This is a genomic window from Mesorhizobium sp. B2-4-15 (assembly GCF_006658505.1).
In the GTDB taxonomy this organism is placed as follows: domain Bacteria; phylum Pseudomonadota; class Alphaproteobacteria; order Rhizobiales; family Rhizobiaceae; genus Mesorhizobium.
This window is the reverse complement of record NZ_VFUZ01000002.1, coordinates 164,692-176,703: the sequence shown is the minus strand read 5'-3', so window position 1 is coordinate 176,703 and position 12,012 is coordinate 164,692. Positions and strand designations below refer to the sequence as shown.

Genomic DNA, 12,012 nt, shown 5'->3' with positions numbered 1-12,012 from the left:
CCAGGGGGTGTTCGAATTCGTACCAAGTCTCTTCATGGAACGTGAAATAGGGAACGCCACTTATCTCAAATTCGTGGATTTTGACGCGTGCAAGCCCATCGTCTCGGTAGAATGTCTTGAGCGTCGTGACCATCTTGTCGCTTCGCGTAAGGGGCGCGCCTTCCCGGCCTCGGCGCAATCGCATCTGATCTTATCGCAGAGATCGCAGGCTAGAATGCCTTGGGTATGCAAGCAACCAAGCTTACTCCCTCGCAATGATCTCCTGGCCGTCGATGACCAGCCTGAGGCCAAGGTCGCCGGCCCTGCGGCGGGCGAGGAAGCGCGGGCGGCGCGTGTTGGAAACGCGACCCTTGCGGCGGTCCTTCGCCGGTAGTGTCTTGATGGCGGCGCCGAGCGATTCTTCCAGCGTGCGGGCCACGCCATCCGATTCGATCAAGAGCATCGGCAAACGGTAGGCATCGGCCCAGGCGCGCCAGTCGGCGGCGACATCGTCGAGATCGTCGGCGACCAGCAGCGGCACCGACAGCATGGGATCGTTGTGCAGGAGTTCCAGGGTTACCGTGACATTGCCCTCCGGATCCTCCATGGCCCGGGCGGCAACGCCGCGGAACGCGTTGGCGGGCAGAGCGATGATCGCCGGCACGCCGCTCATCTCGAGCATGCGGCGGATCACGGCGCCACGATGGTCGATGGTGAAGGTCACATCGCCATAATCATCGCGCGTCGCGTAGCTGACCACCTGCGGCAGTCGGAATGGGTCGAGGCGCATGTTGCGTCCCGCCCAGACTGGCTTCAGTCCAGTGTTCATAGAGTGCCTTCCTGTCTGTCTCCTGAGAGCCGGTGTCCGGTTCTCTCCGGGCCAGTTTTCCCGGCCTCGTTATGGGGAAACAGTAGCGTGGGCTCCTTACCGCCGCGCTTAAGAAAGTCGGTTAAATTTTGCTGATCTCAGGGATGGTTATCGGAATGCCACCGACCACAAGATGTTGAAAGGATCAGATAACCTTACCGGGATTCATGACGCCGGCCGGATCGAAGGCCGCCTTTACCCGGCGCATCAGATCGATCGCCACGGGCGGCGCGGTGGCGATCAGTTCGTCGCGCTTCAACTGGCCGATGCCGTGCTCGGCCGAGATCGAACCGTGCAGGTTGCGCACGACGTCATGCACTGCCTTGTTCATGGGATGGTAGAGGGCGAGAAACGCCTCGTCGTCGCCATCGATGGGCCGCGAAATGTTATAGTGCAGGTTGCCGTCGCCCATATGGCCGAAGCAGACCACGCGGGCACCCGCGCTCACCGACGCCACCGCGCCGGCGGCCTCCTCGATGAAGCGCGGGATGGACGCGATCGGCACGGAGATGTCGTGCTTGATCGAGGCGCCTTCCGGCTTCTGCGCTTCAGGCAGCAACTCGCGGAAATTCCAGAAAGCGTCCCCTTGCCCAAGGCTCGCCGCGATGACGGCATCGCCGACGAATTCCTGCTCTAGGCCCGCCGAGAGCACATCCTCGATCAACGCCCGCGCATCTTCCGGCGAGCGGCCCGATGAAATCTGCATCAGCACATACCAGGGCCAATCCTCCATGAGCGGCCGCGTCACACCCTGTGCATGCGCCAGCGTGAAGTCGTATGGCCGCTTGCCGATCAGTTCGAAAGCGGTGAGCGCGGCCCCGGCGCGGTCCATGGCCAGGCTGAACAGGGAAAGCGCTGCTTGCGGCGAAGACAGGCCGACGAACGCGACCTCGCGGCCCTTTGGCTTGGGAAACAGTTTGAGCACGGCGGCCGTGATGACACCGAGCGTGCCCTCGGCGCCGACGAACAGGTTCTTCAGATCGTAGCCGGTGTTGTCCTTCTTCAGCTTGCGCAAATCGTCGAAGACCTCGCCCGTCGGCAGCACCACCTCGACGCCGAGGCAGAGTTCGCGCGCATTGCCATAGGCAAGCACGCCGGTGCCGCCCGCATTGGAGGAGAGATTGCCGCCGATCTGGCAAGAGCCCTGCGCGGCGAGCGAAAGCGGAAACAGCCGGTCGGCGGCATCGGCCGCCTCCTGCAGCGTCTGCAGGATGACGCCGGCCTCGACCGTAACGGTGTTGGAGAGGACATCGATCTCGCGGATGCGGTTCAGCCGCGACAGCGACAGGATGATCTCGCGGCCGGAACTGTCCGGCACCTGGGCGCCGACAAGCCCGGTGTTGCCGCTTTGCGGCACGATGGGCGTTCCCGTCTCGGTCGCCAGTTGCATGATCCGGCTGACCTCGTCGACGCTGCCTGGCCGCAGCACCAGCGACGTCGCGCCATGCCAGAGCCCGCGCCGCTCGATGAGATAAGGCGCGATGTCCTGCTGGTCGCGCAGCGCATATTTGGCACCGACGATCGCCGCGAAGCGATCGATGAGAGCGGGATCGAGGGTCTTTGCAGTTTCGGTCATGTGGGAAAACTATGTTTTGGGCTGTGTGTTGTCACGAGGGGCGGCGGCACGAGATAGCCGATCATTGATCGCTTCACCGAGCCCTTCGAAGGGCACCTTCTCGACCGCGATGGTGGGTGCGCCGCTGCGGTCGAGTTGCTGCATATAGGCGAAGAGATTGCTTGCCGCCTCGCGCAGGTCACCCGTTTCAGAAAGATTGAGGAAGGCGGCGGCATGATGCCAGCCTTCCGCCCGCTGGCTGCCGAAGGCAAGCAGAGCTTCGTCCTTGCCAACCGTGCCGGCGTTGAGCCGAACAGCGGCACCCGGCGCGTAGTGCGAGGCAAGCATGCCCGGTGCCTCGACGCCGGCGCCGCCGCCGCGCAACATCTCCATGCCGATCTGCGTCTCGATCTCCCCGGCGGCAATGCCGCCGGGCCGAAGCAGCCGCAATCTCCCATCTTCGGCCTTGACGATGGTCGATTCCAGCCCGACTGGCGTCGCGCCGCCATCAACCACCAGCTTGATGCGTGCGCCGAGGTCCGCCGCCACCGCTTGCGCTGTCGTGGCGCTGATCTTGCCGGATGAATTGGCGCTGGGTGCGGCGAGCGGCCGGCCGAGTTTTGCGATGAGGTCACCGCCAAAGCCCCTCGGCATGCGCAACGCGATCGTGTCGAGCCCGGCCGTGACCAGCGGATGAATGCCGTTGCCGGGCCGCTGCGGCAGTACCAGCGTCAGCGGGCCCGGCCAGAAGGCAAGCGCCAATTTCCTGGACAGCGGATCGAACACCGCGATGCGCTCGGCCATCGCCATGTCGGCGACATGGGCGATCAGCGGATTGAAACGCGGCCGTCCCTTGGCCTCGAAGATGCATGCCACGCCGATGCCGTTGGTGGCGTCGCCGGCAAGCCCGTAGACGGTTTCGGTCGGGATGGCGACGACATCGCCGCCCTGAAGCAAAGTCAGCGCCCGCTCCAACGCTTCGCCGGCGGCAAGTATTTCAGCCACTCTCGTAACCTCACAGATGAAGGGTGCGTAGTACGATGGCGGCGGTTGGGCAAGCCGGCTGTTACGCAAGAATGGGTCTTGGCGAATTATCAATCCCTAAAATGCTATGTTTCCACGAAAGCCGGCATCAATCCCGGCGCGCTACCATCGTGACTACTGGGGCAAAGGGGGCGATCCATCGTGTCTATGCGTATCCTGCTAGGGATCACTCTGGCGGCGTTGACCGGCGAGGCTCAAGCCTCGTCACTGGTTTTTCCCGGCGTGCCGGCTTCGACGCCCTCCATCCTTATCCTGAAGGCGGCCGACACCAATGCGAGCGATGTGGTGTCCGTCGTTGCGCTCGGCGCGCCTGACGTTACCTACGAGAAGGTGGCGGCGATCCCCAACGAGCCCGAAGCGCCGCACGGTTTCATGCAAAATCCGATGATCATTCGTGGCGGGGTCGTCGGCAGCGCGTTCTCGACGCCCGCACGGGGCAAGGCACTGGCTGCGGCCACTCCCGCGCCCACGCCTGCCAAGGCAACCGCCTCGGCCGCTCCGGCATCGGGCACGCGGAAGAAGCCAATCGCACCGGCGGCCGCACCGACGCCACCCGCCTCGGGGGTCGGCAAGGTCAAGTAGCCGCCACCAGCCGGCGGACGTGCCAAGAAGTTGACAAGATTGACGACGCTTCGGCGCCCGCTGCCGACTGCGCTTTGGCCAGGCGGCTCTGGCGGGCGGGATTTCTTCGTTTCAAAGGGGGTTGATCATGAGAAAATCCAGAACCATCACCGCGGCGGGGCTTTTGTTCGCATTACTTCTGAGCGCCGGCGCGGCCCATGCGGATGAGATGCTCGGATCCTATGTGGCGCGTATTTCCGATCACGATCATCAGGCAAGCGACGGCTATGGACTGGACAACGCGGCGCAGATGGTGCGGCAGGACCGCGCCAACTGGCACAAGTTCCATCGTCACGACAGCGACGATGAGGGTGACGCCTGGTTCAGGACCAACGATCAACGCGCGGATCTGCAGCGCATGCTGGAGCGTCCCGGCGCGATGAGTTCCTCGACCAAGCGCGCCATCGTCGATGGCGAACCGCTGATCCAGGTCGACGTCTACGAAAACGGCGTGCGCGTCAGCATCCTGGAAAACTGATCAACCGGTGTTTGGAAACAAAAAGGACGGCGCCGACGCGCCGCCTTCTTCCCGACAGGCCGTACTGAACTCTCAGGCTGCTTCTTCCTTGTCGTCGTTTTCCGACTCGCCGTCTTCGGATTCTTCTTCGCTCTCGTCGTCGCCGCCTTCGCCCTTCACCGCGTCCTCGGCGTCGTCTTCGTCTTCGTCCTCTTCTTCGTCGTCACCCGAGAGTGTGGCGGCTTCGGCGTCGTCAGACTCTTCGTCGTCGCCTTCCTCCTCGTCGCCGTCCTCGTCAGAATGATCGGCGGCTTCGATCGCCGCGGCGGCGGCGCGATCGGTTTCGGAAGCGGATTCAAGCGCCTCGGCGGGAGCCGAGGTTTCTTCTGTCACTTCGATGTCGTGATCGGAATTCATGGAAGCCTCCGTTGGGTTGGGGAACACGTCCCTTTTGCCACGGAGAGATCATCGTCATATGACTGTAAGCCGGCTCGAACGGCCGGCCGGAAGATATTTTCCCTGGGCCTGCGATCTGCCTTCTTCAAACGCGATCCCGGCTCCGGTCTGGCCTGATCAACCGGCGATTTTCGAGAAATCCGCGACCTGACCGGTGGCCCCGCGGATGCGGGCGAGCAGCGCCAGGCGGTTGGCGCGGACGGCGTTGTCCTCATCATTCACGAGAACATGCTCGAAGAATGAATCAACAGGTTCGCGCAACGCGCTAAGCGCCAGCATGGCAGCGGAAAAATCTTCATTTTGAATCGCTTCGCCGGCTTGCTTCTCAGCCTGATTCACCGCCGCAAACAGCGATTTCTCGGCCTCCTCCCGGAACAGTGCCGGCTCAACGGTTTCGGCGATCACCGTTTTCTTCTTCTCCTCTGCCGCGAGGATATTGGCCGCACGCTTGGTACCGGCGAGCAGATTTTTTCCATCCTCGGTGTCGAGGAATGAGCCCAGAGCCTCGACACGGCGCACGATCTGCAAGAGGTCGTCGGACTGCGGCGCGATCACCGCGTCGATGAGATCGTGGCGGGCGCCTTGGTCGCGAAGATAAACCTTCAGGCGATCGTGGAAGAAGGCGAGGAGGTCCCTTATCTGATCCGCCCCACTCCCTGGATAACGTGCGCCAGCGCTCGCGAAGAGGGAAGCCAGCCGCAATTGAATTCGGTTTTCGACCAGGATCCTGACCACGCCCAGCGCAGCGCGACGCAAGGCATACGGGTCCTTCGATCCTGTCGGCTTTTCATCGATGGCCCAGAAGCCGCTCAGAGTGTCGAGCTTATCGCCGAGCGCCACTGCCACTGAGACCGGATCGCTCGGCACATAGTCGGACGGGCCTTGCGGCTTGTAATGCTCTTCGATCGCCGCAGCGACGGATGGCTGCTCGCCTTGCAGCAGCGCGTATTTGCGGCCCATGGCGCCCTGAAGTTCCGGGAATTCGCCAACCACTTCGGTGGTGAGATCGGCCTTGGCGAGAACGGCGGCGCGGCCTGCGAGCGCGGTAATCTCCCCCCTCGAGGGGGAGATGTCGCCGAAGGCGACAGAGGGGGTCGGTCCGACGGGGCGCAACGCCTTATCGCGGACAGAGGATGCCGGCGCTTCATGCGAAACGACCCCCTCTGGCCTGCCGGCCATCTCCCCCTCAAGGGGGGAGATCGACTTTGCCATGATCGGCGCCAGTTCTTCCGCCAGCCGCTTGATGCGTTCCACCCGCTCGCCCTGGGTGCCGAGCTTGGCGTGGAAGGTGACGCCGAGATGATCAAGCCGGGCCATGCGCTGGTCGAGCGGCTTTTTCAAATCGAGGCCGAACTTCTTCGCCGATGCGTCGAGTTGGCCGAGATCAGGCAGATCGCCTTGATCGGTCGTCCAGAAATAGAGCGCATCGGACAGGCGCGCGCGCACCACCTTGCCGTTGCCGTGGGCAATCTCCTTGCCACCGTCCTTGGCCTCGATGTTGGCGGTGAGGATGAAGCGGTTGGATAGCACATCGCCCACGCCTTGCGGGCGTGTCACGAAACACTTCTGGTTGGCGCGGATGGTCAGCCGGATCACCTCGGCCGGAATGGCCAGGAAAGCCTCCTCGAACTCGCCCATCAGCACGACGGGCCATTCGACCAGCCCCGACACCTCTTCAAGCAAGCCTTCGTCCTCGACCAGATCGAGCCCGTTGGCGAAGGCGAGGTTGCGGGCGTCGGCAAGGATGATCTCCTTGCGCCGGTCGGCGTCGAGCACGACCTTCGCCGCTTCGAGCTTGCTCACATAGTCGTCGAAGCGACGCACGGTGATTTGGCCCGGCGCGAGGAAGCGGTGGCCGTAGGTCACGTTGCCGGAGCGGATGCCGTCGATCTCGAAATCGACCACGACGGGCTCCTCGGTCTCCGGGCCGAAGGTGCACAGGATCGATTGCAGCGGCCGCACCCAACGCAGCGAGCCGGGCTTGGCCGAGGCCGGCCCCCAACGCATCGATTTCGGCCAGGGGAAACCGCGGATGATGCCCGGCACCAGTTCGGCGATGATCTCTTCGGCCGCCCTGCCCGGCTTCGAAATGTGGGCGACATAGAAATCGCCCTTCTTCGGGTCGGAATGGACATGCGCCTCGGCGATCGCAGCCAGCCCGGCCTTGCGCAGAAAGCCCTGCACCGCCTGTTCAGGCGCCGTCGTCGACGGCCCCTTGATCTCCTCGTGAATATCCTTCGAGCGCGCGGTGAGGCCACGGATGTCGAGGGTCAGCCGCCGCGGCGTCCAATACTCCCGCGCCGCTTCGTAGGTCAGACCCGCCTCGACCAGACCGTCGGTCAGCATCTTCCTGAGATCCCCCGCCGCCTTGCGCTGCATGCGGGCGGGGATTTCCTCGGAACGAAGTTCGAGCAAAAGATCCGGCATCACAGTCTCTCCATCCGCATGCCGTTTTCCTGTTTGCGCGTCCTCGCGTCTTCGGCGCTGCGGTCGCGCGGCTGGGCGGGGATTTCCTCGGAACGAAGTTCTAGAAGCAGGTCGGGCATCGGATGGCTCCTCACCCTCCCCTTGATGGGGAGGGTCGGCGCGTTAGCGCCGGGGTGGGGTGGCGGCGTCTCAGCCTCAAGCGCCTTCGGCGTCTCGCGGGCCAAGCTGTGACTTTCGTTCTTCCACCGCCGCATAAATTGTATCGAGCACGGAATCCAGTTCGTTTTTGATTTCGTGGTTCCAGAAGCGGATGACGCGATAGCCCTGGCTCTCGAACTATTTTGTTCGACGCTCGTCATGGCGCTGCTGATCATCGAAACTGTGGTGGGCGCCGTCCACTTCGACGATCAGCTTCAGCCGGTGTGAGATGAAATCGGGGAAATAGATACCGATGGACGCCTGTCTGCGGAAATGAGTGCCTTCAACCGGGATGCGCCATAGATGTCGCCACAGGATACGTTCCTCGTCGGTCATTGCCGCACGAAGCCGTTGAGCGGAACGCAGCTTGAACCGATCGAGTTTTGGCATGGGACGTCGCGCTGTCACCCCCACCCGCCGCTTCGCGGCGACCTCCCCCATCCAGGGGGAGGTAAAGAGCGCATAGCAACTCGGCTGGCCGCTGTCACCCTTTCCAGAAATTTTGCTCGTCCTGTCGGGGCGGGGCAGTCCGACCCGTCCTTGGATCAAAGATTTCCATGAACCGAACGCAGCGCTGGAGCGACCCACGCTCAGGCAGGGAACTATTGGCTGAACGACCATGAAAACGGCATCCACACTTCTGCAGATCCTCGCGCTCAGCGCCTGTTTCACCGCGCAGGTCCATGGCGCTTTCTCGATGCCGGGCGTAAGGCAAGCATTGCGGACGATCGACGGCGCAAGCGGTCAGAAGGCGGCGCCGATCAGGATCTCCGCCGTATTCCCGAAAGCGGTTGGCTAAGCCGCCAACCCACCTGCCTGCGTCTTCAAAAATGCCTCGCCGCAGGCTTTCGCCAGGTTGCGCACCCGCAGGATGTAGCTCTGCCGCTCGGTGACCGAGATCACGCCGCGCGCATCGAGCAAATTGAAAACGTGACTGGCCTTGATGCACTGGTCATAGGCGGGGAAGACCATCTTGTGTATCGGCAAATTGTCGTTCGAGGCCGGGGCGCCGGCATCGAGCAGCGCCTTGCACTCGGCCTCGGCATCCTCGAAATGTCTGAGCAGCATCGCCGTGTTGGCGTATTCGAAATTGTGGCGCGAATATTCCTGCTCGGCCTGAAGGAAGACGTCGCCATAGGTCACCTTGTCGGCGCCTTCACGGCCGTTGAAATTGAGGTCATAGACATTGTCGACGCCCTGCACATACATGGCCAGGCGCTCGAGCCCGTAGGTCAGTTCGCCCGCCACCGGCGCACATTCGATGCCGCAGACCTGCTGGAAATAGGTGAACTGCGAAACTTCCATGCCGTCGCACCAGCATTCCCAGCCAAGCCCCCAGGCACCTAGCGTCGGGCTTTCCCAGTCGTCCTCGACAAAGCGGATGTCATGCAGCAGCGGATCGACGCCGATCGCCGCGAGCGAGCCGAGATAGAGCTCCTGCAGGTTAGGCGGATTCGGCTTCAGGATCACCTGGTACTGATAATAATGCTGCAGCCGGTTCGGGTTCTCGCCATAGCGGCCATCCTTGGGACGGCGCGAAGGCTGGACATAGGCGGCGTTCCAGCGCCGGGGGCCAAGCGCGCGCAGCGTCGTTGCCGGATGAAACGTACCGGCGCCCACTTCCATGTCGTAAGGCTGGAGGATGACGCAACCATAGGCGGCCCAGTAGTTGTGCAGGGTCAGGATCAGCCCCTGGAACGAACGGCTGGGGTGCATGTGGGCGGGGATTTCAATCGTCACGGCGGCCTCGACAGCAAAGGCTAGAGCCTGTTCCATCCCGACGCAATCGGGACGGGGCTCTATCTATTTGTTCGAGCATGATCTTTTCCAAAAACCGGTACCCACTTTTCGGGATTATGCTCTTGCCGGCCCGTCCTAGAGACATGGCGGCGAAGCGTCAAGCAAGGCGTGTCGGATGCGGGCTGCTGTGGGCGTACCGCATGACGTTGAAGGTTTTGCAGGGGACTGGCCCATTGCCGGCTCGGAGAGCCTGCGATCTGTTCGATTCCTCACAACCAGCGACACAGGTTCAGCCATGCCCAGTTCCATCATCGTCCGCCCCGTCACACGGCGGGATTTCGACCGATGGCTGCCGCTGTGGGACGGCTACAACGCCTTTTATGGCCGCTCGGGCGAGACGGCGCTGGCTAGCGAAATCACGGCGATGACATGGTCGCGCTTCTTCGATGCCTATGAGCCGGTCCATGCCCTGGTTGCCGAAAGCGACGGACAGCTTCTCGGCCTCGTGCACTATCTTTTCCACCGCAGCACGACGGCGATCGCGCCGAACTGCTATCTGCAAGACCTTTTCACCTCGGAGGCCTCGCGTGGAAAGGGCATCGGCCGCGCCCTGATCGAAGGCGTCTATGAGCGCGCCCAAGCCGCCGGTTCGGGCCGGGTATACTGGCTGACGCACGAAACCAACCACACGGCAATGAAGCTCTATGACAAGGTCGGCGAACGCTCCGGCTTTGTCGTCTATCGCAAGCTGTTCTGAGACAGCAGCGTATCGACCCCTTTCCAAACGAAAACGGGGCCCTGAAAAGAGCCCCGTCCGCATTCGAAAGAGACGATCTCAGCCCTTCGGGGCGGGCACCGGCTCAGGCTTGACCTTAGGGGTTTCCTGCGCCGTGTTGGACTCGATCGGCGGCAGGCCTTTCATCAACTTCTGCTGCAAAGCGGCCAGCACGTCGGGATCGGGCTTCAGGGCGCGGGCCTGGTTCCACTGGAAGGTGGCTTCCAGCCTGCGGCCGACGCGCCAGTAAGCGTCACCGAGATGGTCATTCAGCACCGGATCTTCCGGCTTCAGCGATACGGCGCGCTCCATCTCGCGCACCGCGTCATCGAACCTGCCGAGCCGGAAATAGGCCCAGCCCAGCGAATCCACGATATAACCGTCGCTCGGCCTGAGATCGACGGCCTTCTGGATCATCGCCAGGCCTTCCTTCAGGTTCGTATTCATGTCGACCCAGGAATAGCCGAGGTAGTTGAGCACCTGCGGCTGATCCGGCTGCAACTCCAGCGCCTTGCGGAAATTCGGCTCGGCCTTCGGCCATTCCTTCAGGCGCTCATAGGCGATGCCGCGCTGGTAGAAGATGTTCCAGTTGGCCGCGGTCGGCGTCTTCAGCACCTCGACGGCCTTGTCGTAGAGATTGGCGGCCGAGCGGAAATCATCCTTCGAGGAATAGACCCCGCCAAGCGCCAGATAGGCGCGCATGTCGGCGGGATGGGCATCGACGAATGCCTTGAGATGCGTGATCGCCTCGTCATGGCGGCCGAGATCGGCAAGGTTGAGGCCGAGCTGCAGGTCCGAAAGCTCCTTCAGCGGTGAAGAATCGGGGATCCGCCGATAAAGCGCGATGGCGCCCTCGCCGTCCTTCAATTGCTCGGCGACCGCGGCAAGCTGCACAAGCGCCGCATCGCTGTCGGGCTTCAAGGCGAGAGCATATTGCAGGTAGAGACGAACGAACGGCTCGCCGCCGCCACGATTGAGCGCGGTGGCGAGATCGAGCAGGATCTCGGAGGCACCGTCGGACGGGCCGGAAACGAAGGGCGCAATCTTGTCGCCCTTGGCAATCCTGTCGCGCAAGGCGACGACTTCCAGCTTGCCCGGCGAAAACGCCTCGGCCTGATTGAGCACCGAGATCGCCTTGGCCTTATCGCCCTTGCGGGCCAGGAACGAGGCATAGGCCTGCGCATTGCGCATCCAGGTTTCGGGAGCCGCACCGCCGGCGGCAGTATCCTGCAACGTCGCGGCATAGATCGCCTCGGCCTTCTCGGGCATGTTGGAGGCGTCGGCGATCAGCGCGCGGTGAAAGGACTTGAACAGGCCGAACCAGTCCGGTCCCTGCAGCTTGTCGATCGATGCCATCGCGTCGGCGGCTTCACCGGCACCTTGCTGTGCCCAGCCAGACATAACGCCTGAAATCAGCCGGTCCAGATCGGATTCCAGCGACAGCTTGAGCCAGTACTGCGCTTTGGTGAAATCCTTCTTGTGGAAGGAATCGACGGCCAGCGCCAAGCGCGAGAAGCGCTCGACATCGGGCACTTCCTTGAGCTTGTCGGCATAGACCAGGGATTCGTCGAAGCGTCCTTGCGCGACCAGCGACAGCATCAGGCTTTGCTGCAGGCCGGTGTCGCCCGGGTTAAAGGCCAGGGCCTGCTTGTAATAGGCGATGGCGCTGTCGAGGTCGTTGTCGCCTTCGGCGATCCTGGCGGCCAGATAGGCGCCGGAGAACGACGAGATCTTGACCGGTTCGGTGGATTGCTTGGCATAGGCCGGCAAAGCCGAAATCGCCATGCCGGTCACAATTGCCAGCCTTGTCAGCCAGCGCGCACGTCCTTGCTGCATCATATCCCTTTCAGCCAGGCGCCGTCTCCGCGTCAGCGGGATCGACGTAGACTCGA

11 protein-coding genes and 1 pseudogene are annotated in these 12,012 nt (G+C 62.8%); 4 read left to right on the top strand and 8 right to left on the bottom strand.

Translation table 11 applies throughout. The features are described 5' to 3' along the window. Positions 1 to 241 precede the first annotated feature (241 nt). From FJ930_RS03200 to FJ930_RS03190, 3 genes are all read right to left on the bottom strand, one after another. The gene (locus FJ930_RS03200) at positions 242 to 808 is read right to left on the bottom strand and encodes a DUF6101 family protein (RefSeq protein ID WP_141834728.1); all 567 of its coding nucleotides are present in this window, start codon (positions 806 to 808) and stop codon (positions 242 to 244) included. Between the two features lie 184 nt (positions 809 to 992). Then, on the bottom strand, positions 993 to 2,423 hold the full coding sequence (locus FJ930_RS03195) for an FAD-binding oxidoreductase (protein WP_141834725.1): 1,431 nt from the start codon (positions 2,421 to 2,423) through the stop codon (positions 993 to 995). 9 nt (positions 2,424 to 2,432) lie between these two features. After that, a complete protein-coding gene (locus FJ930_RS03190) occupies positions 2,433 to 3,407 on the bottom strand; it encodes an L-threonylcarbamoyladenylate synthase (protein WP_181763259.1) in 975 nt (324 codons plus the stop codon). Between the two features lie 186 nt (positions 3,408 to 3,593). Here FJ930_RS03190 and FJ930_RS03185 point away from each other — a divergent pair, with 186 nt between their 5' ends. Together FJ930_RS03185 and FJ930_RS03180 are read left to right on the top strand one after the other, a co-directional pair. Continuing rightward, on the top strand, positions 3,594 to 4,028 hold the full coding sequence (locus FJ930_RS03185) for a hypothetical protein (RefSeq protein WP_348642708.1): 435 nt from the start codon (positions 3,594 to 3,596) through the stop codon (positions 4,026 to 4,028). 127 nt (positions 4,029 to 4,155) lie between these two features. After that, positions 4,156 to 4,545, top strand: coding sequence for a hypothetical protein (locus FJ930_RS03180; protein WP_141834716.1), 390 nt, complete (start codon positions 4,156 to 4,158; stop codon positions 4,543 to 4,545). Between the two features lie 72 nt (positions 4,546 to 4,617). Here the strand turns inward: FJ930_RS03180 and FJ930_RS03175 are convergent, their stop codons facing one another. The 3 genes and pseudogenes from FJ930_RS03175 to FJ930_RS03165 form a co-directional block, all read right to left on the bottom strand. Further along, positions 4,618 to 4,941, bottom strand: coding sequence for an ATPase (locus FJ930_RS03175; protein WP_141834713.1), 324 nt, complete (start codon positions 4,939 to 4,941; stop codon positions 4,618 to 4,620). A 156-nt stretch (positions 4,942 to 5,097) separates the two neighbouring features. Beyond that, complete coding sequence (glyS, locus tag FJ930_RS03170) at positions 5,098 to 7,407, bottom strand: glycine--tRNA ligase subunit beta (protein WP_141834710.1); 2,310 nt, start codon at positions 7,405 to 7,407, stop codon at positions 5,098 to 5,100. Positions 7,408 to 7,602: 195 nt separating this feature from the next. Further along, a pseudogene (locus FJ930_RS03165) lies at positions 7,603 to 7,995 on the bottom strand (DUF559 domain-containing protein). 229 nt (positions 7,996 to 8,224) lie between these two features. On the opposite strand from FJ930_RS03165, the gene FJ930_RS03160 reads away from it, so the two are divergent. Further along, a complete protein-coding gene (locus FJ930_RS03160) occupies positions 8,225 to 8,404 on the top strand; it encodes a hypothetical protein (RefSeq protein WP_141834707.1) in 180 nt (59 codons plus the stop codon). Here the strand turns inward: FJ930_RS03160 and FJ930_RS03155 are convergent. Beyond that, entirely contained in the window at positions 8,401 to 9,381 is a 981-nt protein-coding gene (locus FJ930_RS03155) for a glycine--tRNA ligase subunit alpha (protein WP_181176369.1), read from the bottom strand. The genes FJ930_RS03160 and FJ930_RS03155 overlap by 4 nt on opposite strands. 259 nt (positions 9,382 to 9,640) lie before the next feature. Between FJ930_RS03155 and FJ930_RS03150 the strand changes: the two genes are divergently transcribed. Beyond that, positions 9,641 to 10,102 (top strand): GNAT family N-acetyltransferase, encoded by a 462-nt coding sequence (locus FJ930_RS03150; RefSeq protein WP_140742578.1) that lies wholly within the window; start codon positions 9,641 to 9,643, stop codon positions 10,100 to 10,102. A 78-nt stretch (positions 10,103 to 10,180) separates the two neighbouring features. Here the strand turns inward: FJ930_RS03150 and FJ930_RS03145 are convergent, their stop codons facing one another. Next, a complete protein-coding gene (locus FJ930_RS03145) occupies positions 10,181 to 11,956 on the bottom strand; it encodes a tetratricopeptide repeat protein (RefSeq protein WP_141835127.1) in 1,776 nt (591 codons plus the stop codon). Between the last annotated feature and the right edge of the window lie 56 nt (positions 11,957 to 12,012).

Coding starts and splice junctions, on each gene's coding strand:
- FJ930_RS03200 (WP_141834728.1), bottom strand. CDS start 808: ATGAACACTGGACTGAAGCCAGTCTGGGCGGGACGCAACATGCGCCTC.
- FJ930_RS03195 (WP_141834725.1), bottom strand. CDS start 2,423: ATGACCGAAACTGCAAAGACCCTCGATCCCGCTCTCATCGATCGCTTC.
- FJ930_RS03185 (WP_348642708.1), top strand. CDS start 3,594: ATGCGTATCCTGCTAGGGATCACTCTGGCGGCGTTGACCGGCGAGGCT.
- FJ930_RS03180 (WP_141834716.1), top strand. CDS start 4,156: ATGAGAAAATCCAGAACCATCACCGCGGCGGGGCTTTTGTTCGCATTA.
- FJ930_RS03175 (WP_141834713.1), bottom strand. CDS start 4,941: ATGAATTCCGATCACGACATCGAAGTGACAGAAGAAACCTCGGCTCCC.
- glyS (WP_141834710.1), bottom strand. CDS start 7,407: ATGCCGGATCTTTTGCTCGAACTTCGTTCCGAGGAAATCCCCGCCCGC.
- FJ930_RS03160 (WP_141834707.1), top strand. CDS start 8,225: ATGAAAACGGCATCCACACTTCTGCAGATCCTCGCGCTCAGCGCCTGT.
- FJ930_RS03155 (WP_181176369.1), bottom strand. CDS start 9,381: ATGGAACAGGCTCTAGCCTTTGCTGTCGAGGCCGCCGTGACGATTGAA.
- FJ930_RS03150 (WP_140742578.1), top strand. CDS start 9,641: ATGCCCAGTTCCATCATCGTCCGCCCCGTCACACGGCGGGATTTCGAC.
- FJ930_RS03145 (WP_141835127.1), bottom strand. CDS start 11,956: ATGCAGCAAGGACGTGCGCGCTGGCTGACAAGGCTGGCAATTGTGACC.